The following is a 25521-nucleotide window of genomic DNA, read 5'->3' as shown; positions in this document are numbered from 1 at the left end:
CGTGTCCGCATGTCCGTCCCTGAACTGATCCGTATCGTCTCCCGTGACTCGCCGATGGCGCTCGCCCAAGTGGAGCGTGTCCGCGCCGAGTTGGCGGTCCTCCACCCGGGCGTGCGCACCGAGGTCGTGCCCGTGAAGACGACCGGCGACAAGTGGATGGGCGATCTGTCCCAGGTCGAGGGCAAGGGGGCGTTCACCAAGGAGGTGGACGCGGCCCTGCTGGCGGGCGAGGCCGATCTCGCCGTGCACTGCGTCAAGGACATCCCCGCCGACCGGCCGCTGCCCGCGGGGACGACGTTCGCCGCGTTCCTGAAGCGGGACGACGTCCGGGACGCCCTCATCCATCCCGATGGACTCACGCTGGACGAGTTGCCGGCGGGGACCCGGATCGGCACCTCCTCGGTGCGCCGTGTAGCCCAGCTGGCCGCCACCCACCCGCACCTTCAGTGCGTGCCGTTCCGCGGCAACGCCAACCGACGGCTGGAGAAGCTGGCCGCAGGCGAGGCGGACGCGCTGCTGCTCGCGGTGGCCGGCCTCGAGCGCATCGGCCGCCCTGACGTGATCAGCGAGGTCCTCTCCCCCGAGGTGATGATGCCGCCGATCGGCGCGGGCATCCTCGCACTGCAGTGCCGGGAGGGCGACACCGAGCTCATCGACGCGGTCAGCGGCCTCGGCGACCCGGACACCTACCGGGAGGCCACCGCCGAGCGCATGTTCCTGCACGTCCTGCAGGGGCACTGCAACAGCCCGATCGCCGGGTACGCGCGCGTGGACCGCAGCGGCGAACTGTCCCTGCGGGCCTGTGTGTTCACCCCGGACGGCAAGACGCGGCTGAACGCCCACGAGTGGGCCGGCCGACTGGACCCGGCCACGCTCGGTACGTCGGTGGCGGTCGCACTGCTGCGTCAGGGGGCACGGGAGATCATCGACGGCATCCCCCACTGAGACGCCGGGCCCGCGGGGCGCTTCCGCGCCGGACGACGCCCCCGCCGAGCCGCTCCGCGTCAGGCGGTGCCCTCTTCGGCCTGGTCCCGCAGGAAGTTGCTCACCTGGAGCGCGAGGCCGTCGCGCAGGGTGACGGAGTGGGCTCCGACGGAGTTCTCCTGCAGGCCGAGGCCGCCGGTCCACAGCCGGCGGTCCGCCCACTCCTCCTCGACCCGCAGCTGGATCTGCACGTCGACCTGGCTCAGACTCGCCTCCGGGCCGGCCGCGTACAGCACGGCGGTGGCCCGGCGCAGCGGGTAGACGTCGAAGCCCTCGATGAACTGCGAGTTGCGCCAGTCGATGAACGCGGCCTCGCCGTCGCGGCCGATCCGCACGTCGATCTGGCCGTCCTCGAGGTGGATGCCGAGGTGCCTCTCGCCACGGTTCTCGACGGTGACGCGGACCCTGAAGTACGTCAGCCCTTCGGCGGCGTCGTCCCGCCCGCGCGGTGGCTCCGCGGCTTCCAGGCAGTGGACGCGGACACGCAGACCGGCATGCTCGTCGTACTCGTGCCAGTCCCCGACCACGTTCGGCTCGTACACAGTCCACCTCTCGACCTCAGAGAGCTGCTTCCTATCTTTGCGCCGAGTGCACTGTCAAATGAGCAGAATGCGCTGTGGCCAGCCCATTCGCCCCCTTGATCACCGATCAAGCCGTGGGCAGGAAGAATCCGCTTTCTGGCCTGACGGCCGAGTTCGGCTACGTGCCGCACATCACGTTCCGCACCAAGATCAGCGAGCCGGCCGGCCCAGCAGCGACGAGGCCGCGGCGATGCCGAGCGCGAGGTGTGCCGGAGTGCCGAGGAGGAGGCCGCGCAGCGCGTCGACCTGGTGGCTGAGCAGGTTGGCCATGCTCACCGCCTGGAGCCGGCCCGGCATCACGGACAGCGGGTGGAGCGCGTGGGAGCCGAAGAACAGCGGCATCGTGATGGCCTGGCCGAAACCCATCAGCCGGTCGCGGCTGAGGACGATACCGGCGATGATCATCGACAGGCAGGAGAAGAAAGCGGATCCGAAGACGACGACCGCGGCGACGCCGAGCAGCTTCAGCGGGTTCCAGGTCGGCGCGACGCCGAGCAGCGCGGCAATGACGATCACGACGACGGCTTGGACCAGGGACTTCACCCCGGCCGCGAACGCCTTGCCGGACTGGGCGATGATGCCGGGGGCCGGATAGTCGATGCAGGGGACGCCGTCGGTGGGGATCGTCCGGAGCCGGGTGAAGGTCTGACCGAAGATCAGCAGCCAGAGGGCGGGCTGGACCGCACGGGTGTAGGGCTCGGTGCGGTCGTGGCGCAGCTTCTGCAGCTCGACGGCGCACATCGCCAGGACCCGGGCGGGCAGCAGTCGCCAGCCGGCGCGGGGTGCGGGCGGCCGTAGCAGTAGGTCGATGGTGTCGGCGGGGTCCCGGTCAGCCGAGGCGGCGTGTGGCTGGGGGTAGGGCGAGTTCGAGGCGGCGGACCATGCCGCCGGAGTAGGTGCGGCGAGCCGGTCGGCGGCGTCGGTGAGGCCGACCGCGGTCAGAGCCTGGCCGACGCGGCCGGCGCGTTCGCGGCGGGGCACGTCGAAGACGCGGGCGAACAGGGCGACGTTCTCGCGGCCGGTGAGGCCCGCGTCGGCGGACAGCTGCTGCGGGACGTAGCCCAGCAGGTGCCGTACGGCCATACGGTCGTTCGCGGCGTCGTGACCGAAGACGCCGACCATGCCGGCCCGGCACCGGCAGGAGGGTGGTCATGCAGTGGACGGCCGTGGTCTTTGCGGTGCCGTTGGGACCGAGCAGCCCGAAGACCTCGCCCTCGCGCACGGTGAGGTCGAGCCTGTCGACCGCGTTGGTCTCACCGAAGGAGTAGGCGAGCCCGGTGCAGGTCACCGCCTCGGCGACGGCCGCGTCATGCTCGCTCCGCCTCCTCGTGCAGTGTGCCGGCCAGCCGGCGCGGTGCCGGAACCGCCGCGAGCAGCGTCTCCCGGTCCGCCTCGTCGAGGCGCGACACCTGGCGTCGTACGAGATCGGCGCTCCGCTTGCGCCACTCGCCGAGCCGGGCCTCGGCCGCGGGGGTGGGCAGCAGCCGGGCGGCGCGCCGGTCGGCCGGGGCTGTCTCGCGAGCCAGAAAGCCCTGCCGGGCCAGCTGGTTCACCAGCGTCGACACGGAAGTGCCCGCCAGGTACAGCTCCTTGGCCGCGTCCGAGATCCCGATGCCGGGTCGCTCCACGACCAGCCGCAACAACTCCACCTCGGCGCCGCGCAACTGCGGGGCGGGCATCGCCCGCCGCAGCCTGCGCCGGATCAGCCGCTGGACCCCGACGAGCGCGTCGGCCACTCCGGGAAGGTCTCCTGCGTCATGTCGGCGAGATTAGCTCTATAGCAGAGGTAATGCGCCCTGGGGACTGCAGTGCCGAGCCCGCCGCTCCGTAAACACACCGTCATCCGACGGCGACACGAAGTCGCATTCACGAACTTTGTTTCAGATACCCCTCGGGAGGGAATCCACCCATATGTGCTTCGGACAGGAGGCACGTTCCGTGGGAGCCGGCCCATCGAGCTCCGGAGTGTCCTCCTGAGGTCCGGATCCGCGCCTCCCACGGTGTCTGTCCAGTCAGCACCTGCTGAGGAGGTGCGCACGGATGAGTGCCACCACCAGAACGAAGCAGCACCCGCACGACGACGCCCCTGACACCGCGGAAGCGTTCGACCGGCTCGTGGAACTGCCCGACGGGCCGGAACGCAAGGCGCTCAGGGACGATCTGGTGCAGGCCTGGTTGCCCATGGCCGAGCGGATCGCCGTCCGGTTCAAAGGGCGCGGCGAGTCCCTCGAGGACCTGTACCAGGTGGCCGCCCTGGGACTGGTGAAGGCCGTCGACCACTACGACCCGGCCCGCGGCCACGCCTTCGAGGCATACGCGGTGCCCACCATCACCGGCGAGATCAAGCGGCACTTCCGCGACCACATGTGGACGCTGCACGTGCCCCGCCGGGTCCAGGACCTGCGTAACCGGGTGCGGAGCTCCGCGAAGGAGCTGTCGCAGCAGACCCCCGGGCGCGCGCCCACCATTGCCGAGATCGCCGAGCACGCGCATCTGAGCGAGAGCGAGGTGCGCACCGGGATGGAAGCCCTGGAGTGCTTCTCCGCGCTGTCGCTGGAGGCGGAGATGCCCGGCACCGACGGCTACGCGCTGGGGGACGCGCTCGGCGGTCCCGATCCGGCGTACGACGTGGTCGTGGACCGGGTGGCCGTCAAGCCGTGCCTGGAGCGACTGCCGGAGCGGGAGCGGACCATCCTCTACCTCCGCTTCTTCGGCGGGATGACCCAGAGCCGCATCGCGCAGCAGCTCGGCATCTCGCAGATGCACGTCTCGCGGCTGCTGAGCGGCTGCTTCGCCCACTTGCGCGACGAAATGCTCGTGGAAGCCCGTTGAACCCGAAGGGGCGAGTCAGTCCTCGGCCGATCCCGGAATCTGCGTCGGGCCGTACCGCTCGAGGGCCTCTTCGAGCTCGACGCTGATCTCCGGCGGCATTTCCCCGTCCCGGCCCCAGCGCAGAATCAGTTCCGCGACCTGGCGGAGCTTGATGTTCGTGTGCTGGGACACGTCCTTCAGTACGGCCCACCCCTGGTCCGGCGACACGCGGCCGAGCGCGACGACCATGCCGATCGCCTGGTCCACCACGGCATGCGAGACGACCGCCTCCTTGAGCTGCTCGACCTCCTCCTGCAGCTCGAGGATCCGGTCGGTCTCGTCCGCGGGTTCGTGCGGTACCGGTGCCACGCCTCCATCCTCGCCGCTTCGCCGGTCGTCTGCCAGTGAAGCGCAGGGCCGGTCCTCGGCCGTTTCGGCGCCACGCCGGGGGTAACTCGACAGGCCCCGGAGCGGATCCGGCTGGACACTGGGAGGAGACCGGTGGCCGCCGGTCGCGCGAGACCAGGACGCCACTGCCATGAACGACGATGCGAGAAATACCAGGAGCACGGCCGACGTCGTGTCCACACACTCCGTGTTCGGGGCACCCTGCTGGGTGAGCCTGACCAGCCGCGATCTCGAGGCCACCCACGAGTTCTACTCGGCCGTACTGGGCTGGCGCTGGCGGCCCGCCAAGCTGGGCGACCGCTTCTGGGTCGCGCTGGCGGACGGGATCCCGGTCGCCGGGGTCGCGGCGGTCGCCACGATGTGGCAGATGGCCGTCGCCTGGACGCCGTACTTCGCCGTGCCGAGCGCGGACGAGGCCGTGGCACGCGTGCAGGAGCGCGGTGGCACGTCCGCCGTCGGACCGCTCTCGCTGCCGCCCGGGCGTGCGGCGCTGCTGGCCGACCGGGACGGCGCGACCTTCGGCGTCTGGGAGGGCGAGCTCCCCTCCAACTGGGAGACCTGGCGGCGCGCGGCGCCCACCTTCATCCGCCTGCACACCCGCGACGCCTTCGACGCCGCCATGTTCTACGGCGAGGTCCTCGACTGGGCGACGGAGCGGCCCGGTTGCTGCGAGGTCCGCTACGAGGCCGGGGAGGTCGTGCTGCGCAGCAGCGGCGATGTCGTGGCGCGGATCGAGTCGGGTGCGCTGGAGGCCGCGCCGGATCCGACGATCCGGCCGCACTGGCAGGTTCACTTCGCGGTCACCGACGTGGCGGGGTGTGCGCGGGCGGCTGAGCTGCATGGCGGCAGCGTGCTGTCGAAGGGGAGCGAGGAGGCTGTGCTGCGGGATCCGGATGGGGCGCAGTTCACGGTGACTTCGCGCCGTCAGCGGTAGAAGGTGCGACTGCGGGGGTGCCCCCGCGGCGGAGCCGCATGTCGATACAGCCCCGCGCCCCTCAGGGGCGCTGCCGCGACGGCCTCGACAGGAGCAGTAGGCTGCGGCGCTCGACCAGGACGCGTGTGCCCGCCTTGTGTTCCGCCTCGTCCGGGGGGCCCTGTGGTTCGGCCGTGTCGATCAAGGTCGTCCAGCGGTCGCCGTACGTGGCATCCGGCAGTTGGAATTCCACCGGCTCCCAGTAGCTGTTGAGCAGCAGCAGGAAGGAGTCGTCCACCACGGGGCGGCCGCACCAGTCGGGTTCGGCGATGGCGTCGCCGTTGAGGAAGACGGCGACCGAGTGGGCGTCGGAGCGCTGCCAGTCCTCGTCGGTCATCTCGCGGCCGTCCGGGAGCAGCCACACCAGGTCGGGCAGCGGCTGTTCGGGGTGGGTCGGTGTCTCGCCCTGGAAGAAGCGGCGGCGGCGCAGGACGGGGTGGGCGGCGCGCAGGGCGATGACGTAGCGGGTGAAGTCGGCGAGGCCGCGCTGGTCGTCGGTGAGCCGCCAGTCGATCCAGGAGACCTCGTTGTCCTGGCAGTAGGCGTTGTTGTTGCCGCGCTGGGTGCGGCCGAGTTCGTCGCCGTGGCCGAGCATGGGGATGCCCTGCGAGAGCAGCAGCGTGGCGATGAAGTTGCGCTGCTGACGGGCGCGCAGTCGCAGGACGGCCGGGTCGCGGGTCTCGCCCTCGACGCCGCAGTTCCAGGAGCGGTTGTGGCTCTCGCCGTCCCGGTTGCCCTCGCCGTTGGCCTCGTTGTGCTTGTCGTTGTAGGAGACGAGGTCGCGCAGGGTGAACCCGTCGTGCGCGGTCACGAAGTTGACGCTGGCGCGCGGGCGGCGCCGGCTGTGCGCGTACAGGTCGGAGGAGCCGGTCAGCCGGGAGGCGAACTCGCCGAGCGAACCGGGTTCGCCGCGCCAGAAGTCCCGTACGACGTCGCGGTACTTGCCGTTCCACTCCGACCACAGGGGCGGGAAGTTGCCCACCTGGTAGCCGCCCTCGCCCACGTCCCACGGCTCCGCGATCAGCTTCACGCGGCTGATCACCGGGTCCTGCTGGATGAGGTCGAAGAACGCCGAGAGGCGGTCCACCTCGTGGAACTGGCGGGCGAGGGTGGCCGCGAGGTCGAAGCGGAACCCGTCCACGTGCATCTCGGTGACCCAGTAGCGCAGCGAGTCCATGATCAGCTGGAGCACGTAGGGGTGCCGCATCAGCAGGCTGTTGCCGGTGCCGGTGGTGTCGTAGTAGTGCGCCCAGTCGCCGTCCACCAGGCGGTAGTACGAGGCGTTGTCGATGCCGCGGAAGGAAAGGGTCGGGCCGCGCTCGTTGCCCTCGGCGGTGTGGTTGTAGACCACGTCGAGGATCACTTCGAGGCCGGCCGCGTGCAGCGCCTTCACCATCGACTTGAACTCGTCGACCTGCTGACCGCGGGTGCCGTGGGCGGCGTAGGCGTCGTGCGGCGCGAAGAAGCCGATCGTGTTGTAGCCCCAGTAGTTGGACAGGCCCCGGTCGAGCAGCACGCCGTCCTGGACGTACTGGTGCACCGGCATCAGCTCGACGGCGGTCACGCCGAGGGACGTCAGGTGCTCGACGACCGCGGGGTGCGCGAGTCCGGCGTAGGTGCCGCGCAGCTCCGGCGGGACGTCGGGGTGGGTGCGGGTGAGGCCCCGTACGTGCGCCTCGTAGATGACGGTGTCGGCGTACGGTCGCCCCAGCGGGCGGTCGTCGCCCCAGTCGAAGTGCGGGTCGGTCACCACGCCGAGCATGGTGTGCCCGGCGCTGTCGGCCGGGGACGGGGAGCCGGGGGTGCGCTCGAAGAGGGAGGCGTGGTTGTCCACCCGGCCGTCCACCGCCCGGCTGTACGGGTCGAGCAGCAGCTTCGCCGGATTGCACCGGTGGCCCAGGCCCGGGTCCCAGGGGCCGTGGACCCGGTAGCCGTAGCGCTGTCCCGGCCCGACGCCGGGCAGATAGCCGTGCCACACGAAGCCGTCGACCTCGGTCAGCTCGACGGCGTTGTGCCGGTCCTTGTCGTCGACGAGGACGAGCTCGACGCGTTCGGCGACTTCGCTGAACAGGGCGAAGTTCGTGCCCTGTCCGTCGAAGACGGCTCCCAGCGGGTAGGGGTGCCCGCTCCAGGCCGGCACCCCTTTGCCACGTCGTCGCACGGTCACCGGGCCTCCTCCAGGACGACGTCCCGGATGCCCGCCGCGTCGGCCACGGCGGTGACGGGCACCTCGCGGGGCACCTGAAGCGCCTCGCGCAGGTGGGGTGCGGGCGCCGTCGGCACGAGCGGGGCACGTTCGCCGGCGCGGGCGCGCTGCGAGAACCAGATGATCTTGCTGCCGGTCTCGGTGGCGCAGCAGCCCCAGCCGTCGCTCATCGCGGCGAGGTGCTGCAGGCAGGCGCGCAGTTCGTGGTCCGGGCGCAGGGCACGGTCGTTGTCGCCGATGGCGGTGATGAGGTGCTGGCCGTTCCACCACATCTCGATCGAGGTGTTCTTGTCCTTCGCGTGCTCGTCGATGGCCCGCAGCAGCATCTCCGTGCCGTGGCGGACGGGCTCGACAAGTGTCTCCAGGTCCCAGTACCGGAGGTGAGCGGCCAGAATTCGGCTGACCTGTCCCACCCGTTCGGGGCTGACTTCCACGTCGAGGTGGTAGTAGCAGGGCACTGCGGTCTTCACCGTCGTTACCTCCTCACCGCGAAGCTCCCGCTCTCCTCGCCCCTGCGGGACGGGCCCCGAGCACGGAGCGTGAGCACTGATCGCTTCTGAGTCACTCCAGGGTGGGGGTGGTACGCCATTCGTGCAACAGGAGGAAACACCTGGGGTGGTTGAAGCTCCAACAAGACGCTGAGTCGTCGGCCGTGCACCATGTGTGAAGACCTCGATGCCCGTAACGGAACCCGTGTGTGCGCGCACGGGTGCCGCCCGACGGTCGGGAGACGCGTCATCGAGCAGCCCGGAAGGTGAACGGCGCCATGCTGCTACCGGCCAAAGCCGAAGTCGCTCGGCAACTGCGGCGATATCGGGCCTGGGAACGCGCCATGCTCGCGGCCCCTGCCGACCACACGGTGCGCGCCACTTTCGAGGACGCCGGGTACACCCTGTGCGTGCTGATGGGAAAGCGCTGCGCGCGCGAGGCCGCGGACGCGGCCGAGCGCTATCTGCGCATCACCCTGGCGGCCTACCTCCGGGAGCAGAACGAGCGGCCCCACCTGACCGCCACCCGGCGGGGCCCACCGAGATCACGGCGGTGGCGCTTCCTTGCCGGAAGGTAGTTCCGGCGCAGCTTCGACCCCCGGCCGGGCCTGGTGCCCGGCCTCGAGCACGGCGGAGGTGAACCATGGGCAGGACCAAGACGAAGACCGGGACCAGAACCGGGACGATCGGCCGCATCCCGGTACGGGACGTACAGCCGGCCGTGGAGTGCGGCAGGCATCCGGCGAAGGCGGTCGCGGGAGAGACCTTCGAGGTCACCGCCACCGTGTTCCGCGAGGGCCATGACGCCGTGGCCGCCAATGTCGTGCTGACCGATCCCGACGGCCGTCCCGGACCGTGGACGCCGATGCACGAGCTGACCCCGGGAAGCGACCGCTGGGGCGCCAAGGTGACGCCGGCCTCGGAGGGGCACTGGACCTTCCAGGTGGAGGCCTGGAGCGATCCGGTGGCCACGTGGCGCCACACCGCCCGGATCAAGGTCCCGGCCGGCATCGACGTCGGGCTCGTCCTGGAGGAGGGCGGCGAACTGTACGAGCGTGCGGCGGCCGCGGTCCCCGACGACGCGGGGCGGGCGACCGTGCGGGCCGCCGCGGAGGCGTTGCGGGACGACTCGCTGCCGCCCGTGTCACGGCTGGAGGCGGCGTTCGCGGCGAACGTGGATGCGGTGTTGGGGCGGTATCCGTTGCGGGATCTGGTCACGGTGACGGATCCGCTGCCGCTGCTGGTGGAGCGCGAGAGGGCCCTGTACGGCTCCTGGTACGAGTTCTTCCCCCGCTCCGAAGGCACACCGCAGCGGCCCCACGGCACCTTCCGCACCGCCGCGCGCCGGCTGCCGGCGATCGCCGCGATGGGCTTCGACGTGGTCTACCTGCCGCCCATCCACCCCATCGGCACGACCTTCCGCAAAGGCCCGAACAACACCCTCTCCGCCGGCCCCGAGGACGTCGGCGTGCCCTGGGCGATCGGCTCCCCCGAGGGCGGCCACGACGCGATCCACCCCGACCTGGGCACGATCGAGGACTTCGACCACTTCGTGGCCCGGGCGGGCGAACTGGGCCTGGAGATCGCCCTCGACTTCGCCCTGCAGTGCTCCCCCGACCACCCCTGGGTGCACAAACACCCCGAGTGGTTCCACCACCGCCCCGACGGCACCATCGCCTACGCCGAGAACCCGCCGAAGAAGTACCAGGACATCTACCCCCTCGCCTTCGACGCCGACCTGGACGGCCTGATCACCGAGACCCTGCGCGTCCTGCGGCACTGGATGGCCCACGGCGTGCGGATCTTCCGCGTGGACAACCCGCACACCAAACCGGTCGTGTTCTGGCAGCAGGTCATCGCCGACATCAACCGCACCGACCCGGACGTGATCTTCCTGGCCGAGGCATTCACCCGCCCGGCGATGATGCACACCCTCGCCCAGATCGGCTTCCAGCAGTCCTACACCTACTTCACCTGGCGCAACACCAAGCAGGAACTCACCGAGTACCTCACCGAACTCTCCGGCGAGGCGGCCTCCTACATGCGGCCGAACTTCTTCGCCAACACCCCCGACATCCTGCACGAGTTCCTCCAGCACGGCGGCCGCCCCGCCTTCGAGCTGCGCGCCGTACTGGCCGCCACCCTCTCCCCCACCTGGGGCATCTACAGCGGCTACGAACTGTGCGAGAACACCCCCCTGCGCAACGGCAGCGAGGAATACCTCCACTCGGAGAAGTACCAGCTACGGCGCCGCGACTGGGAAGCCGCCGCACGCGAGGGCCGCACCATCGCCCCCCTGATCACCCAGCTCAACGCGGTCCGAAGAAGCCACCCCGCCCTCCACCGGCTACGGAACCTCCGCTTCCACCGGACCGACAACGACGCGCTCATCGCGTACAGCAAACGCACGGGCCCGGACACCGTTCTGGTGATCGCCAACCTTGATCCTCACCACACCCAGGAGGCCACGGTCTCGTTGGACATGCCGCAACTCGGCCTGGACTGGGATGCCTCCCTGTCCGTGCACGACGAACTGACGGGTGAGACCTATCGCTGGGGCAGGACCAACTACGTACGTCTGGAGCCCGGCAGGGCGCCCGCGCACGTGCTCCACGTCCAGGCATCAGCACCGCAGATCGGAGGGTCCCCCGCGTCATGACCGTCAACGAGCCCGTGCTGGACACCTTCGAGGACACGCCTGCCAAGGATCGTGACCCGGATTGGTTCAAGCGCGCCGTCTTCTACGAGGTCCTGGTCCGCTCCTTCCAGGACAGCAACGGCGACGGCGTCGGCGACCTCAAAGGCCTTACCGCCAAACTCGACTACCTGCAATGGCTCGGCGTCGACTGCCTGTGGCTGCCGCCCTTCTTCAAATCACCGCTCAGGGACGGCGGCTACGACGTCTCCGACTACACTGCCGTCCTGCCCGAATTCGGTGACCTCGCCGACTTCGTCGAATTCGTCGACTCCGCCCATCAGCGCGGCATGCGGGTCATCATCGACTTCGTCATGAACCACACCAGCGACCAGCACCCGTGGTTCCAGGAATCGAGGAAAGACCCCGACGGCCCCTACGGCGACTACTACATGTGGGCCGACGACGACAAGCAGTACGCCGACGCCCGCATCATCTTCGTCGACACCGAAGCCTCCAACTGGACGTACGACCCGGTCCGAGGCCAGTACTTCTTCCACCGCTTCTTCTCCCACCAACCCGACCTGAACTACGAGAGTCCGGCCGTGCAGGAGGAGATCCTGGCCGCCCTCCGCTTCTGGCTGGACCTGGGAATCGACGGATTCCGGCTGGACGCGGTGCCCTATCTGTACGCGGAGGAGGGCACGAACTGCGAGAACCTTCCCGCGACCCATGAGTTCCTCAGGCGTGTCCGCCGTGAGATCGACGCGATGTATCCGGACACCGTGCTGCTGGCCGAAGCGAACCAGTGGCCTGAAGACGTCGTCGATTACTTCGGCGACTTCCAAAACGGTGGCGACGAGTGCCACATGGCCTTCCACTTCCCCGTCATGCCCAGGATCTTCATGGCCGTACGGCGGGAATCCCGCTACCCGGTCTCGGAAATCCTCGCCAAGACCCCGGCCATCCCCTCCGGCTGCCAGTGGGGCATCTTCCTGCGCAACCACGACGAGCTGACCCTCGAAATGGTCACCGACGAAGAGCGCGACTACATGTGGGCGGAATACGCCAAGGACCCCCGCATGCGCGCCAACATCGGCATCCGCAGGCGGCTCGCCCCGCTCCTCGACAACGACCGTCATTCGATCGAGCTGTTCACCGCCCTGCTGCTCGCCCTGCCGGGCAGCCCGATCCTCTACTACGGCGACGAGATCGGCATGGGCGACAACATCTGGCTCGGCGACCGCGACGCCGTCCGCACACCGATGCAGTGGACCCCGGACCGCAACGCCGGCTTCTCCTCCTGTGACCCGGGACGCCTCTGCCTTCCCACGATCATGGACCCCGTCTACGGCTACCAGGTGACGAACGTCGAGGCCTCCATGGCCTCCCCGTCCTCGCTCCTGCACTGGACCCGCCGCATGATCGAGATCCGCAAGCAGAACCCGGCCTTCGGACTCGGCTCCTACACGGAACTCCAGTCCTCCAACCCGGCGGTGCTCGCCTTCCTGCGCGAATACGAGGACGACCTCGTGCTGTGCGTGAACAACTTCGCGCGGTTCGCGCAGCCCACCGAGCTCGACCTGCGCGAGTTCAGCGGACGCCACCCGGTCGAGCTGTTCGGCGGGGTCCGCTTCCCGGCCATCGGTGAGCTGCCGTATCTGCTGACCCTCGGGGGCCACGGCTTCTACTGGTTCCGGCTCTCCCGAGTCGCATCCCGCATCGGCAGACGACTTTGAGCGTGAGCTTCGAGCGTGTGCCGAGGAAAGGACGGGTCACCATGCAGAAGACCGCATCTCCCCGACCGAGCCGTACGGTCGACGCGAGCCCCATGGCCTCGCTCGCCGGGCTGCTGCGCGAGTGGCTGCCACGGCAGCGCTGGTTCGCGGGCAAGGACCGGCCCGTCACGGACCTGGCGCTGCTCTCCATGACGGAGCTGTTCCCGGGCTGTCTGCATCTGCTGGTGCACGCCGGTCACGCGGGGGTCCCCGCCCCCGGTGGTGCGCCCCCGGCCGGTGACTGCTACCAGCTGCTGCTCGGCGTACGGCAGCATCTGTCACCGCGGCTCGGCCGGGCGCTCATCGGGCGTGCGGAGGAAGGGCCGTTGGCCGGTCTGACGGTCTTCGACGCGTTGCAGGACCCGCGGTCGGCCCAGCTGCTGCTGGAGCGGCTGCGGCATCCGGGCGCGGCCGGCCCGCTGCGCTTCGAGGCGGACCCGTCCGTGTCGGTGCCGGCGGCTCTCGTGCCGCGGCTGCTGGACGCGGAGCAGTCCAACTCCTCGCTGGTGTACGGCGACACGTACATCCTCAAGCTCTTCCGGCGCATCCAGCCGGGCGTCAACCCCGACCTGGAGCTGTCCGGCGCGCTGGCCGAGCAGGGCTGCCGTCGCGTACCGGCCCCCGTGGCCTGGTTCCGCACGACGCATCCCTGGGAGGCGACGCTCGGTGTGCTGCAGCCGTTCCTGCGGGACGCCTCCGACGGCTGGACGCTGGCGCTGGACGCGCTGGCCTCCGGTGGCGACTTCACCGCGGAGGCCCGTCAGTTGGGGCGGGCGACGGCGGAAGTGCATCTGGCGCTGGCCTCGGCCTTCCCCTCCCGGGCCCACGGCGAGAACGGGCGTACGGCGACGGCGATGACGGAGCGCCTGGAGATCGCCGCGCACTTCGTCCCCGCGCTGCAGCCCTACGTCCCCGGCCTGCGCACCGCCTTCGGCGCCCTCGCCAGCTGCGATCCCGGGCCGCCCGCCCAGCGCATCCACGGCGACCTGCACCTGGGACAGGTGCTGCGGGCCGGCCGTGAATGGTTCGTCATCGACTTCGAGGGCGAGCCGTCCCGCCCGCTCGCCGAGCGGCGCGGCCTCCACTCGCCGGTGCGGGACATCGCCGGCATGCTCCGCTCCTTCGACTACGCCGCCCGCCAGCGCCGCCCGTGGCGTCCGGAGTGGGCGCGCCGCTGCCGGGAGGCCTACTGCGCGGGCTATGCCGCCCTCGCCGGGTGGGACCCGCGCAAGAAGCACGGCTTGCTGCGTGCGTATGAGACCGACCGCGCCGTGTACGAGGTGCTGTACGAGGCCCGGCACCGACCCGACTGGTTGCCCGTACCGATGGCGGCGATCGAACGCCTCGCCGTGAGAGGAGCCTGACCCCATGGCCCTGCACGAGACCTCGCGCCCCGAATCGGCCGGACCGGGCCGGCACGCCGCCGCGCCTCCCCTGGACCCGGCCGACCGTGAGCGCCTGCTGTCGGGCGCCCACCACGATCCGCACGCGCTGCTCGGCGCGCATCCCGTCCCGGGCGGGATCGCCGTGCGGGCACTGCGCCCGTTCGCGCGTGCGGTGAGCGCCGTGGTCGACGGCGAGCGCACCTCGCTCGTCTCGGAGGGCGACGGCCTCTTCTCCTGCGTACTGCCGCTGGACGCGATCCCCGCGTACACGCTGCTGGTCTCGTACGAGGAGAGCGGGGCCGACGAGCGCGAGGTCCACGACCCGTACCGCTTTGTGCCCGCCCTCGGCGAGCTCGACCTCCACCTCATCCGCGAGGGCCGGCACGAGGAGCTGTGGAAGGCGCTCGGCGCCGAGCCGATGACCCACCAGGGCGTGACCGGCACCCGCTTCACGGTCTGGGCGCCCAACGCGCGGGGCGTGCGGGTCGCCGGGGACTTCACCTGCTGGGACGGGACAGCGTTCCCCATGCGGTCCCTCGGTGCGTCCGGGGTGTGGGAGCTGTTCCTGCCGGGCATCGGCGAGGGCACCCGGTACAAGTTCGAGATCACCTCACGGTACGGCCACCGCTTCCTCAAGGCCGACCCGATGGCGCGCTGCGCGGAGGTCCCGCCCGACACGGCGTCGATCGTGCACGCCTCGCACTACGAGTGGGGCGACGAGAGGTGGATGGCGCACCGGGGTGACGTCCCGGTGCACCAGGCCCCCTTCTCGGTGTACGAGGTTCACCTCCCGTCGTGGCGGCCGGGTCTGACGTACCGCGGGCTCGCCGAGGAACTGCCCGCGTACGTCCGCGACCTCGGTTTCACCCATGTCGAGTTCATGCCGGTCGCGCAGCACCCCTTCGCCGGGTCCTGGGGCTATCAGGTCACCGGTTTCTACGCGCCGACCGCGCGGCTCGGGACGCCCGACGACTTCAAGTACCTGGTGGACGCCCTGCACCAGGCCGGCATCGGCGTGATCGTGGACTGGGTGCCGGCCCATTTCCCCAAGGACGACTGGGCGCTGGCCCGGTTCGACGGGGACCCGCTGTACGAGCCCGGAGACTCGCGGCGTGCCGAGCATCCGGACTGGGGGACGTTCGAGTTCGACTACGGACGTACCGAGGTGCGCAACTTCCTCGTCGCCAACGCCACCTACTGGTGCGAGGAGTTCCACATCGACGGGCTCCGGGTGGACGCCGTCGCCTCCATGCTCTACCTCGACTACTCGCGGGACTCCGGGCAGTGGGCGCCGAACGTCTTCGGCGGCCGGGAGGACCTGGACGCGATGGCGTTCCTGCAGGAGATGAACGCGACCGTGTACCGGCGCAACCCGGGAGTCGTCACGATCGCGGAGGAGTCGACCGCCTGGGGCGGGGTGACCCGGCCGACCGACAGCGGCGGGCTGGGGTTCGGGCTGAAGTGGAACATGGGCTGGATGCACGACTCGCTGCAGTACATCGCCAAGGAGCCGGTGCACCGCAAGTACCACCACAACGAGATGACCTTCTCGATGGTGTACGCCTACAGCGAGAACTACGTCCTGCCCATCTCCCACGACGAGGTGGTGCACGGCAAGCAGGCGCTGGTCTCCAAGATGCCCGGTGACTGGTGGCAGCGACGCGCCAACCACCGGGCGTACCTGGCCTACATGTGGGCCCACCCCGGCAAGCAGCTCCTCTTCATGGGCCAGGAGTTCGCGCAGGGCGCGGAGTGGTCGCAGGCGCACGGCCCCGAGTGGTGGCTGCTGGATCCCGGGTACGCGTCCGCGGGTGACCATCGGGGCGTGCAGGAGCTGGTCCGTGACCTCAACACCTTCTACCGGGCGACGCCTGCCCTGTGGGAGCGGGACACCGACCCCGCCGGCTTCCAATGGGTGCTCGGCGACGCCGCCGAGGACAACGTCTTCGCCTTCCTCCGGTTCGGCGCCGACGGCGACGTCCTGCTCGCCGTCTCCAACTTCTCCCCCGTCGTCCGTCACGACTACCGCCTCTGGGTGCCGGACCACATCGACGCCTGGCAGGAGACCCTCAACACCGACGCCGCGCACTACGGCGGCAGCGACGTCACCAACCCCGACCCCCTCAAGCCGGAGGACGGGCACATTCGGCTCACGCTTCCTCCGCTCGCGACGGTGTGGTTGTCGCCCTGATCCACCCGCTGAGCCGAGATCACCAAACGGGGTCAATTGTCAGTTCCGGGCACCGTCCGCTCGCAGCTGGGCTAGATTCGGGCAGCGCCGATAACAGAACTCATCGGTGACGTCACACCCGGTACGCACCAGGAGCAGCGCATGCGCGATCTCGGCCTCGCTCCCCCGACCGTCACGCCCCTGACCGGCGGGCTCGCCGACAGCGTCTTCGAGACGGCGGCCCTCGATCCCACACTGCCGTTACTCGCGCGCCGCCCCGATCCCTCCTCCACCACCTGGGAGGAGGTGACCGCCGCGGAACTGCGCGACGAGGTGACCGATCTGGCCAAGGGGCTGATCGCGTCCGGGATCTCGCCGGGCCACCGCGTGGCCGTCATGGCGCGCACGCGTTACGAGTGGACGGTGCTCAGCTACGCGCTCTGGACGGTGGGCGCCGAGGTGGTCCCGATCTATCCGACGGCGTCGCGCGACCAGGTCGAGTGGATCCTGCGGGACGCCGAGTGCGTGGCCGTCGTCGTCGAGGACGAGCAGGCGATCATGACGGTCGGCTCCGTGTGCGGCTCGCTGCCGCAGCTGCGCCATGTCTGGCAGCTGGACGCGGGAGGGCTGCAGCAGCTCGTGGAGCGGGGCGAGTTCATTCCGCTCACCACGGTCGAGTCGCTGCGCCGCATCGTGCTGCCGGACTCCACCGCAGCCGTCATGTACACCTCCGGCACGACGGGCCGTCCCCTGGGCTGCGCGCTGAGCCACCGCGGCCTGGCGAGCCCCTGCGACACACTCCTCGCGGGCTGGGGCCACACAGTGATCCCGCCCGGCGAGCAGCAGGGCTCGGTACTCGCCTTCCTGCCCTTCTCCCATGTGTACGGCCTCCTGGTGCAGGCAATGTGCATCCGCGGCGGAATGCTGATGGGGCACGAGCCCGACCTGAACGAGGCCGCGCTGTCGTCGGCGCTGCGCACCTTCCGACCGACCTGGTTCTGCGCTGTGCCGTCGATCTTCGAGAAGATCTACAAGAACTTCCTGCGCGCGGCCCAACAGACGGGCCGCGGCGCGCTGTTCGAGCGGGCCGCCGACACGGCACGGGACTTCGCGGCGGCGCTGGAACGGCAGCGGCTGGGCGGCGGCCCCGGGCCCGGTTTCGATCTGCGGCTGCAACACGCCCTGTACGAGCGGACGGTGTACCGCAAGCTGCGGGCCGCGCTGGGCGGCAGGGTGTGCCGGGCGACGTCCGGCGGTTCGCCCCTGAACCGTGAACTCTCCTTGTTCTACGAGGGCATCGGCATCTACGTGAACGACGCCTACGGCCTCACCGAGACCTCCGGCGGGGTGACAGCGCAGCCGGTGGGCCGGGAGATGTCGGGGACGGTCGGACAGGCCCTGCCGGGCGTGGACATCCGGGTGGCCGACGACGGGGAGATCCTGGTGCGGGGGCCCTCGGTGTTCCAGGGCTACGTCAACGACGACGCCTCGACGCGGGCGGCGCTGCGCGGCGGCTGGCTGGCCACCGGAGACCTGGGGCGGCTGGACTCCGACGGCTACCTGACGATCACCGGGCGCAAGAAGGACGTCATCATCACGAGCAGCGGCAAGAGCGTCTCCCCGGCGCTCCTGGAGCAGCGCCTGAGGCAGCATCCGATGATCCATCAGGCGGTGGTCGTGGGCGACAACCGGCCCTGCGTCGGCGCCCTGATCACCCTGGACCCGGACTTCCTGGCGTACTGGCGCGAGTCCCTCGCGGTGCGCAGCGACGCGCGGATCCGGGAGGCCCGGGAGGAGAACGCGCTGCGGGAGGAGCTCGCCCGTGCCGTGGCCGCCGCCAACAGCGCGGTGTCCCGCTCGGAATCCATCCGCGTGTTCCGGGTGCTGCCGGAGCCCTTCGACGTGGCCAGCGGCTTGCTGACGCCGTCGATGAAGCTGCGCCGGGACGCGATCGTGCGGCACCACGCACTGCAGATCGACGCGATGTACCAGGCCCGCTCGCGTACGCCCCGGGAACACGTGGTGGACGAGCTGGCGCACTGGGACGACGCGGACAACGTCTTCGGCTGAGCGCTGAGCGCTGAGGGCGCCTACTCGCAACCAGGGCGACAGGTCCATACCAATCACCCGTCAAAAGATCACGCGAACATGTCTTTCGCTTCCGAACCGGTGTGCTCCCGCGCCGGTTGGGGCAGGGTGGCTGTCGACGGGTTCATCTGCCTGCCGCACCCGGCTGGCGGAACGACCGGCGGCGCGGTGGGATCGATGCGTGCGAAGCAGCGGTCCAGGGGCAGGCGAACGACGTCGAGGCAGACCGCCTGGAGCCGCAGAAGGGAACATCACCGTGACACGACCCAGGATCCTGGTGGTTGGGGCAGGCTTCGCCGGAGTCGGCTGCGTTCGCCGACTGGAACGCAAACTCTCCCCGGACGAAGCCGAGATCACCTTGGTGACGCCGTCCTCCTACCAGCTCTACCTGCCACTTCTTCCTCAGGTCGCCTCCGGCGTCCTGACGCCCCAGTCGATCGCCGTGTCCCTGCGTCGCAGCCGCAAGTACCGCACCCGGATCATCCCGGGCGGCGCCATCGGCGTGGATCTCGCGGCCAAGACCTGCGTCATCCGCACCATCACCGACGAGGTCGTCAACGAGCCGTACGACTACATCGTGCTGGCACCCGGGAGCATCACCCGCACCTTCGACATCCCGGGGCTCACCGACCACGGGTATGGCATGAAGACGCTCGCGGAGGCCGCCTACCTCCGCGACCACGTCATCTCCCAGCTGGACCTCGCCGACGCCAGCCACGATCCGGCCGAGCGCGCCGCACGGCTGCAGTTCGTGGTGGTCGGCGGCGGTTACGCGGGCACCGAGACCGCCGCGTGCCTGCAGCAGCTGACGCACAACGCGGTCAAGCGCTATCCGCGGCTCGACCCGAAGCTGATCAGGTGGCACCTGATCGACATCGCGCCGAGGCTGATGCCCGAGCTCGGCGAGAAGCTCGGCAGTGACGCCCAGGAGATCCTGCGCAAGCGGGGCATCGAGATCTCCCTGGGCGTGTCCATCGCGAAGGCGGGTCCCGACGAGGTCACCTTCACCGACGGCCGCGTCGTCCCCACCCGGACCCTGATCTGGACCGCCGGCGTCGTCGCCAGCCCGCTCATCGGCACGCTCGGCGCGGAGACGATCCGGGGACGGCTCGCGGTCACGGCCGAGATGAACCTGCCGGGCCACGACGGTGTGTTCGCCCTCGGCGACGCCGCCGCGGTGCCCGACGTGGCGAAGGAGGAGGAGGGCGCCGTCTGCCCACCCACCGCCCAGCACGCCATGCGCCAGGGCAAGGTCGTCGCCGACAACGTCATCGCGGCCCTGCGCAACCGGCCGCTGCGGCCGTACAAGCACAAGGATCTCGGCCTGGTCGTCGACCTCGGCGGCCGCGACGCCGTCTCCAAGCCCCTCGGCGTCGAACTGAAGGGCCTGCCCGCCCTCGCCGTCGCCCGCGGCTACCACTGGTCGGCGCTGCGCACCAACGTCGCCAAGACCCGCGTCATGACGAACTGGCTGCTCAACGCCGTCGCCGGGGACGATTTCGTACGCACCGGGTTCCAGTCACGCAGTCCGGCCAAGCTGAAGGACTTCGAGTTCGCGCACGCGTATCTGACGCCGGAGCAGCTGCGGGCGCAGGTCACCGGGGAGGACGGCGCCGAGGGGACGGATGGGTGACCCGAGGGGACGGACGGGTGAGGTGACGGCCTCGGCCGGGCCGCGGTTCGTGGTGTGAACGGGGAGAGAGTAGGAGAGAGTACGGCGGCGTGAGGGCAGTGGGACGGCCGGTGCGGGCGCGACTGCGTGACCGTGTCGCGGCGTCGGACCCCGGACTGCTGCGGCTGACCGCAGGGCTGCGCACGGCGGGCGCGATCGCCCTCGCGGTCGCCGTGCTCGCCCTGCTCGGCACCGATGTGACCCACCTGGTGGCGGGGGCCCTGGCGGCGATGGTCGCCACCTTCGCTATCCGGGAGAAGCAGCGCGGACAGCAGGCCGTCACGCTCGCCCTGGGCCTGCCGGTGGCACTGGCGTCCATGACGCTGGCCGCGGCTCTGCACAGCCGTGTCGTGGCCGGTGACCTCGTCTTCGTCGCGCTCATCTTCTGTGCCGTCTACGGCCGCAGGTTCGGCGACCGCGGCACCGCGCTCGGCCTGATCGGCTTCCAGATCTACTTCGTGTCCCTGTTCGTCGGCGCCACCGTCTCCGGTCTGCCCGAGCTGTACGGTGCGGTCGCCGTGGCCTTCGTGTGCAGCGCGCTGGTGCGTTTCGCCGTCGTCCCCGAGACGCCGACGGGGGTGCTCGATCGGCTGCGCGGGGCCTTCCGCGCCCGGCTGGCCCAGCTGCTGTCCGCGCAGCTCGACCTGCTGGACGCCGGTCCCGACGAGGCGGACCGGGCGCTGGAGCGCGTGCGCGAGGGCACGGCGCGTCTGCATGAGACGGCGCTGCTGATCCAGGGCCGGCTGGCGGACGGGACCGCGGACGAGGCCGTGGCCCGGCTCGTCCAACGGCGCGTCGCGGACGCCGAGATCGCCGCCGAGCGGCTGGGGCTGTCGCTGCTCGCCGCACGCGGCGCCGAGCGGGCGGACACGCTGGCCCTGCATCTGCCGGGAGCGCCCTTCCCCTCGGGCGGCCGACTACCCGTACGGGACGAGGGGACCGTCGCGCTGCGACGTGACCTCCAGGCGCTGCGCCTGCTCGTCCTGCGTCCGGTCGGCCAGGCCACCGGAACCGCGCTGTCCCGCGTCCGCAACCGGCTCCTCGGCTACCGCGACGAGGAGAACCTGCCCGACGCCTCCCCCGCCGTGCAGGACGTCTTCCGGGCCGTCGGCGAGGCCGCCCGCGCTGTCCTCGGGCTGCGGATCGCCCTCGGCGGACCCCAGGACGAGTCGGACGACACCCCGGCCACGGCCCGTTCGCGCGAGGAACTGGACGCGGAGGACGCCGTGCTCAACGCCGACGCGGAGGACGCCGAGGAGAAGCCCACCGGGCTGCGGCGGCCCACCACACGTGCCGCCGTGCAGGTGGCCGTCGGGTCGACGCTGGCCATGGTGGGCGGCGAGCTGCTGTCCCGGGACCGCTGGTACTGGGCGGTGCTGACCTGCTGGATCGTGTTCCTCAACACCGCGTCCACGGGCGAGATCCTGGTCAAGGGCTACCGCCGCCTGCTGGGCACCGTGCTCGGCGTTCTGGCCGGGATCGTGCTGGCGGGTGCCGTCGGACGCCACACCTGGACGGCGTTCGCGCTGGTGCTGCTGTTCGTCTTCGCGATGTTCTACTCGGCACCGCTGTCCTACACGCTGGTGTCGTTCTTCGTCACCGCGGCACTCGGGCTGCTCTACACCCTGCTGCACACCTACAGCCTCTCGGTGCTCGTGCTGCGCATCGAGGAGACGGCGCTCGGCGCGGCCTGCGGGGTGATCGCGGCCGCACTGGTCCTGCCGGTACAGACGGACCGCCGGACGAACGAACTCCTCGCCACGGTCCTGGAACGGCTCGGCGAGGTCACCCGCAGCGCCGTCGAGCAGCTCAGCGGCGGGCCCCCCGTCGACCTGCTCGACCAGGCGCGCGACCTCGACCAGGCGCTGGCCGATCTGCGTGCCGCCACCCAGCCCCTCACGCATCCGGTCACGCCCCTGCGGGCCCGCCGGGAGACCGCGCGCTACGTCGTCGCGCTGCTGGAGACATGCGCGTACCACGCACGTGCCCTGGCCGCGACCGCCGAGCTGCTGCCCACCCATCCCTCGATCGCGGCGGACCCCCGGCTGCGCCGGGCCGCGGGGCGCATCGCGCACAACATCGAGGCGATCGGCTCCCATGTCACCGACGAACACTCCACGGCCCGGATCGAGACCGGCCCGAGCATCGCCTCGCTCCTCGGACCGGCCGCCCCCGGCGCACCGCGCTACGGCCGGGTCACCGACCGTGTCCTGCGGCATCTGCAGCGTCTCGACGAAGGTGTGGCCGGTCTGGCCCGTCCGCTGGGGGTGCCGGTGAAAGCATCGGACGGATGACTGCTCATCGGGCCGATACCGGGGTACGCGGATGACATGACCGATGTCGTGGACTCAGACGAACTGATGCGGCGCATGCAGCGCGCCAGGGCCTGTGCCCGGCAGGAAGAGCGGACGTGGCGGGCCAGGAGCGAGCAGCTGCGGTCGGCCGACCCCGACGGGGCCCGCGACGCCGCCGTACGGACCCTGGCCTACGAGGCCGTGGTCACCGTGCTGGAGGAGATCCTGACTCCGGGCAAGCACGCCGAGCGGCCCTGAACATGGATCGAAGTGAAACCGGTCACGCAACCCGGTTTCGGTTACGCAGAATCCCCCTAGATGGTTTACGGTTCATACATACGTGGTCACGGGGTCGACCGTATCCGTCCTCCGCGCACCACCACCTACGGCCCTGGCTGGTCTCCCCCGTCCAGCCAGGGCTTCTTCATGCCCTCGGCGGCCTTCGCGCGCAGACTCCCGGTCGAAACCGCCCTCCGCCGAGGTGCTCAGCGCGGCGGCAGCAGCTGAAATGGATCCAGGGAAAGCCCCGGAACCTCAGTCGCCGGTGAGGAGCCCCGTGTCATGACCAAAGCGATCAAATTGCTGGCGGCCCTTCCGCCACCTCAGCGTGAGCGCCTGATGTCGCTGGCCCGGGAGGTCTCCTTCCCGGAGGACGCCCGGATCTTCGAGGCGGGCGGCACGGCCGACCGCTTCTGGGTCATCCGCTCCGGCGCCGTCTCCCTCGACCAGCGGGTGACGTCGATCCAGCGGGTGACCGTCGCCAGCCTGGGCGCCGGCGATCTGCTCGGCTGGTCCTGGCTGTTCCCGCCGTACCAGTGGGACTTCGGCGCGGAGGCCTTCAGCCCCGTGCGTGCCTACGAGTTCGAGGCGGCGGCGGTGCTGCGGCTCTGCGAGGAGGATCCGGGGCTCGGGATGTCGTTGGTGCGGCATGTCGCCGAAATCCTCGCGCACCGGCTGGAGATGACCCGGGGCAAGCTGATGGAGCAGTACGGGCAGCACCGGCGCAGTGTGCTCTGAGCGTCAGACGCGGTAGCGGCGCAGGGCGGGCAGCGCGGCGGCCAGGCCCAGCATGACGGCGACCACCAGCAGCCCGCCGCCGACGGTCGCCGTGCGTGCGCCGAAGGCCGAGCCCGCCGTGCCGTGCAGGACGTCGGCGAGGCGCGGGCCGCCCGCGACGACGACCGTGAAGACGCCCTGCATCCGCCCGCGCATCTCGTCACTGGCGGCGGACAGCAGGATCGCCCCGCGGAAGACCATCGAGACCATGTCGGCGACTCCGGCGAGGGCCAGGAACATCACCGCGAGCCACAGGCTGCCGCTCAGCCCGAAGCCGGTGATCGCAGCGCCCCAGGCGACGACCGCGCCGATCACCATCCAGCCGTGCCGGCGAGCCCGGGAGAACGTGCCGGAGAACAGCCCGCCGGCCACCGCGCCGACCGGGATCGCCGCGAACAGCAGGCCGAGCGCGAGCCCTTCGCCGTACGACGCGTAGGTCTGGCTCGCGAGTTGCGGGAAGAGGGCGCGGGGCATGCCGAAGACCATCGCGACGACGTCGGCGAGGAAGGACAGCAACAGCACCTTGTGCAGGGCTATGTAGCGGAAGCCCTCCGCGATCTCGCGCACACCCGCGCGCCGCTTCGTGGTGGTCGTCGCGCCCGCCAGGGGCGGCAGGGCGGGCAGCCGGACGACCGCCCAGACCGTGACGCACAGGGCCAGCGCGTCGATGAGGTACAGCTCGGCCAGGCCGATGACGGGTATGAGCACGCCGGCCAGCAGCGGTCCGACCACCTGGCCGGTCTGCATGACGGTCGAGCCGAGGGCGTTCGCAGCGGGCAGTTCGCCGGCGGGCACCAGACGGGCGATGGAGGCGTTGCGGGCCGGGGCGTTGAGCCCCCAGAACGCCTGCTGCACGGCGAGCAGCACCATCAGCGCGGTCACCGACGCAAGGCCCGTGACGGCCTGGAGCCAGAACAGCACCGAGGTGACGGCGATGCCGCTGTTGGTGATCAGCAGCAGTTTGCGCCGGTCCATGCTGTCGGCGATCGCCCCGCCCCACAGGGCGAACACCACGAGCGGCAGCAGTCCGGCGAGGCTCGCGGCGCCGACCCAGGCAGAGGAGCCGGTGATGTCGTAGATCTGCTTGGGCACGGCGACCGCGGTGAGCTGGCTGCCGACGGCCGTGACGATGGTCGAGGACCACAGGCGGCGGTAGGCGGGGCGGCGCAGCGGCCGGGTGTCCATGGCCCAGCGGCGCCAGCCGCGCCGCTGGGGCGGCACCGAAGAGGGGTTCTTCTCCTGTGGTTCGGTACTGCTCTCGCTGGTGTCCACGGGCTTCCTGGATGCTCGTTACATCTTTCTCGTCCGGGATCACTATCGCAGCACCGGGAGGGAGTTGGGGTCCGTGTCTCAGCTTCCGGCGATCAGGCTGACACTCAGAGCGATCATCGTCGCGGCCACCAGTCCGTCCAGCACGCGCCAGGCCACAGGCTTGGCGAGGTGACGGCTCAGCAGCCGCGCCCCGAAACCGAGGGCGGCGAACCAGCACAGGCTGGCGAGTGCGGCACCGAGGCCGAACGTCCAGCGCATCGGGCCGCGGTCGGCGGCGACCGTGCCGAGCAGGAAGACGGTGTCGAGGTAGACGTGCGGATTGAGCCAGGTCATCGCGAGGCAGGTCAGCACCGCCCGGCGCCGTGACCCCGCCGCGTCGCCGTCGGTCAGCAGGGCGCCGCTCGGCCGGAACACCCGGCGAGCGGCGAGAGCGCCGTAGCAGAGCAGGAACGCCCCGCCGACCCAGGCGACCGCCGTCAGCACGCCGGGCCACGCCACGACCACCGCGCCGACGCCGGCCACGCCCAGGGTGATGAGCAGCGCGTCGGACAGGGCGCAGATGCCGACGACGGCGAGGACCGCGTCGCGCCGGATCCCCTGGCGCAGGACGAAGGCGTTCTGGGCGCCGATGGCGACGATCAGGGAGAGGCCGGTGCCGAATCCGGCGGCCGCGGTGGTGAGGGCGTTGGTCATGGCATCGACGCTAAGGAAGCGATCACT

At 70.7% G+C, this 25521-nt stretch carries 22 protein-coding genes; 13 read left to right on the top strand and 9 right to left on the bottom strand.

What is annotated here, in order from left to right:
• The first annotated feature begins 9 nt into the window (after nt 1–9).
• Nucleotides 10–945 carry a hydroxymethylbilane synthase gene (gene hemC / locus PBV52_RS49655; RefSeq protein ID WP_274248823.1) on the top strand — a complete coding sequence of 312 codons (936 nt, stop codon included), beginning with the start codon at nt 10–12 and terminating at the stop codon, nt 943–945.
• 59 nt (nt 946–1004) lie between these two features.
• Here hemC and PBV52_RS49650 read toward each other — a convergent pair whose 3' ends face one another.
• The 4 genes from PBV52_RS49650 to PBV52_RS49635 all read right to left on the bottom strand — a co-directional run bounded on the left by PBV52_RS49650 (nt 1005) and on the right by PBV52_RS49635 (nt 3244).
• The gene (locus PBV52_RS49650; protein ID WP_274248821.1) at nt 1005–1526 is read right to left on the bottom strand and encodes a hypothetical protein; all 522 of its coding nucleotides are present in this window, start codon (nt 1524–1526) and stop codon (nt 1005–1007) included.
• A gap of 189 nt (nt 1527–1715) precedes the next feature.
• On the bottom strand, nt 1716–2375 hold the full coding sequence (locus tag PBV52_RS49645) for an ABC transporter permease (protein WP_274249997.1): 660 nt from the start codon (nt 2373–2375) through the stop codon (nt 1716–1718).
• A 19-nt stretch (nt 2376–2394) separates the two neighbouring features.
• Nucleotides 2395–2787, bottom strand: coding sequence for a hypothetical protein (locus tag PBV52_RS49640; RefSeq protein ID WP_373922053.1), 393 nt, complete (start codon nt 2785–2787; stop codon nt 2395–2397).
• A gap of 85 nt (nt 2788–2872) precedes the next feature.
• On the bottom strand, nt 2873–3244 hold the full coding sequence (locus tag PBV52_RS49635) for a MarR family winged helix-turn-helix transcriptional regulator (protein WP_373922052.1): 372 nt from the start codon (nt 3242–3244) through the stop codon (nt 2873–2875).
• Between the two features lie 361 nt (nt 3245–3605).
• On the opposite strand from PBV52_RS49635, the gene PBV52_RS49630 reads away from it, so the two are divergent.
• A complete protein-coding gene (locus PBV52_RS49630) occupies nt 3606–4397 on the top strand; it encodes an RNA polymerase sigma factor SigF (RefSeq protein WP_274248817.1) in 792 nt (263 codons plus the stop codon).
• A gap of 15 nt (nt 4398–4412) precedes the next feature.
• On the opposite strand, the gene PBV52_RS49625 is transcribed toward PBV52_RS49630, so the two are convergent.
• Nucleotides 4413–4745, bottom strand: a complete 333-nt coding sequence (locus PBV52_RS49625) for an ANTAR domain-containing protein (protein ID WP_274248815.1) — start codon at nt 4743–4745, stop codon at nt 4413–4415.
• Nucleotides 4746–4914: 169 nt separating this feature from the next.
• Here PBV52_RS49625 and PBV52_RS49620 point away from each other — a divergent pair, with 169 nt between their 5' ends.
• Complete coding sequence (locus tag PBV52_RS49620; RefSeq protein WP_274248814.1) at nt 4915–5718, top strand: VOC family protein; 804 nt, start codon at nt 4915–4917, stop codon at nt 5716–5718.
• Nucleotides 5719–5779: 61 nt separating this feature from the next.
• Here PBV52_RS49620 and glgX read toward each other — a convergent pair whose 3' ends face one another.
• Complete coding sequence (glgX, locus tag PBV52_RS49615) at nt 5780–7924, bottom strand: glycogen debranching protein GlgX (protein ID WP_274248812.1); 2145 nt, start codon at nt 7922–7924, stop codon at nt 5780–5782.
• The gene (locus PBV52_RS49610; protein ID WP_274248811.1) at nt 7921–8433 is read right to left on the bottom strand and encodes a pep a2; all 513 of its coding nucleotides are present in this window, start codon (nt 8431–8433) and stop codon (nt 7921–7923) included. Before PBV52_RS49610 ends, glgX begins: the two co-directional genes overlap by 4 nt.
• A gap of 296 nt (nt 8434–8729) precedes the next feature.
• Between PBV52_RS49610 and PBV52_RS49605 the strand changes: the two genes are divergently transcribed.
• The 10 genes from PBV52_RS49605 to PBV52_RS49560 all read left to right on the top strand — a co-directional run bounded on the left by PBV52_RS49605 (nt 8730) and on the right by PBV52_RS49560 (nt 23490).
• Nucleotides 8730–9029, top strand: coding sequence for a DUF5133 domain-containing protein (locus tag PBV52_RS49605; RefSeq protein ID WP_274248809.1), 300 nt, complete (start codon nt 8730–8732; stop codon nt 9027–9029).
• Nucleotides 9030–9094: 65 nt separating this feature from the next.
• A complete protein-coding gene (locus tag PBV52_RS49600; RefSeq protein ID WP_274248807.1) occupies nt 9095–11110 on the top strand; it encodes an alpha-1,4-glucan--maltose-1-phosphate maltosyltransferase in 2016 nt (671 codons plus the stop codon).
• Complete coding sequence (gene treS, locus PBV52_RS49595; protein WP_274248806.1) at nt 11107–12825, top strand: maltose alpha-D-glucosyltransferase; 1719 nt, start codon at nt 11107–11109, stop codon at nt 12823–12825. The genes PBV52_RS49600 and treS overlap by 4 nt, the downstream gene beginning before the upstream one ends.
• A 41-nt stretch (nt 12826–12866) precedes the next feature.
• Nucleotides 12867–14228, top strand: coding sequence for a maltokinase (locus PBV52_RS49590; protein WP_274248804.1), 1362 nt, complete (start codon nt 12867–12869; stop codon nt 14226–14228).
• A 4-nt stretch (nt 14229–14232) separates the two neighbouring features.
• Complete coding sequence (gene glgB / locus PBV52_RS49585; RefSeq protein WP_274248801.1) at nt 14233–16440, top strand: 1,4-alpha-glucan branching enzyme; 2208 nt, start codon at nt 14233–14235, stop codon at nt 16438–16440.
• A 141-nt stretch (nt 16441–16581) separates the two neighbouring features.
• On the top strand, nt 16582–18489 hold the full coding sequence (locus tag PBV52_RS49580; protein ID WP_274248800.1) for a long-chain fatty acid--CoA ligase: 1908 nt from the start codon (nt 16582–16584) through the stop codon (nt 18487–18489).
• A 268-nt stretch (nt 18490–18757) separates the two neighbouring features.
• Nucleotides 18758–20140 (top strand): NAD(P)/FAD-dependent oxidoreductase, encoded by a 1383-nt coding sequence (locus tag PBV52_RS49575; protein WP_274249996.1) that lies wholly within the window; start codon nt 18758–18760, stop codon nt 20138–20140.
• Nucleotides 20141–20229: 89 nt separating this feature from the next.
• Nucleotides 20230–22473, top strand: coding sequence for an FUSC family protein (locus tag PBV52_RS49570; protein ID WP_274248798.1), 2244 nt, complete (start codon nt 20230–20232; stop codon nt 22471–22473).
• Between the two features lie 36 nt (nt 22474–22509).
• The gene (locus PBV52_RS49565) at nt 22510–22731 is read left to right on the top strand and encodes a hypothetical protein (RefSeq protein ID WP_274248796.1); all 222 of its coding nucleotides are present in this window, start codon (nt 22510–22512) and stop codon (nt 22729–22731) included.
• A gap of 303 nt (nt 22732–23034) precedes the next feature.
• Nucleotides 23035–23490 carry a cyclic nucleotide-binding domain-containing protein gene (locus tag PBV52_RS49560; protein WP_274248794.1) on the top strand — a complete coding sequence of 152 codons (456 nt, stop codon included), beginning with the start codon at nt 23035–23037 and terminating at the stop codon, nt 23488–23490.
• A 3-nt stretch (nt 23491–23493) separates the two neighbouring features.
• Here the strand turns inward: PBV52_RS49560 and PBV52_RS49555 are convergent, their stop codons facing one another.
• Nucleotides 23494–24801: an MFS transporter gene (locus tag PBV52_RS49555; RefSeq protein ID WP_274248793.1), complete on the bottom strand. Its 1308-nt coding sequence runs from the start codon at nt 24799–24801 to the stop codon at nt 23494–23496.
• Between the two features lie 78 nt (nt 24802–24879).
• Entirely contained in the window at nt 24880–25494 is a 615-nt protein-coding gene (locus PBV52_RS49550) for a LysE/ArgO family amino acid transporter (protein ID WP_274248791.1), read from the bottom strand.
• Nucleotides 25495–25521: the final 27 nt, after the last annotated feature.

Origin of the sequence: Streptomyces sp. T12 (assembly GCF_028736035.1) — a bacterium.
In the GTDB taxonomy this organism is placed as follows: Bacteria; Actinomycetota; Actinomycetes; order Streptomycetales; family Streptomycetaceae; genus Streptomyces.
Note: the sequence above shows the minus strand (reverse complement) of the source record. Positions and strands in the feature narration are given on the sequence as shown.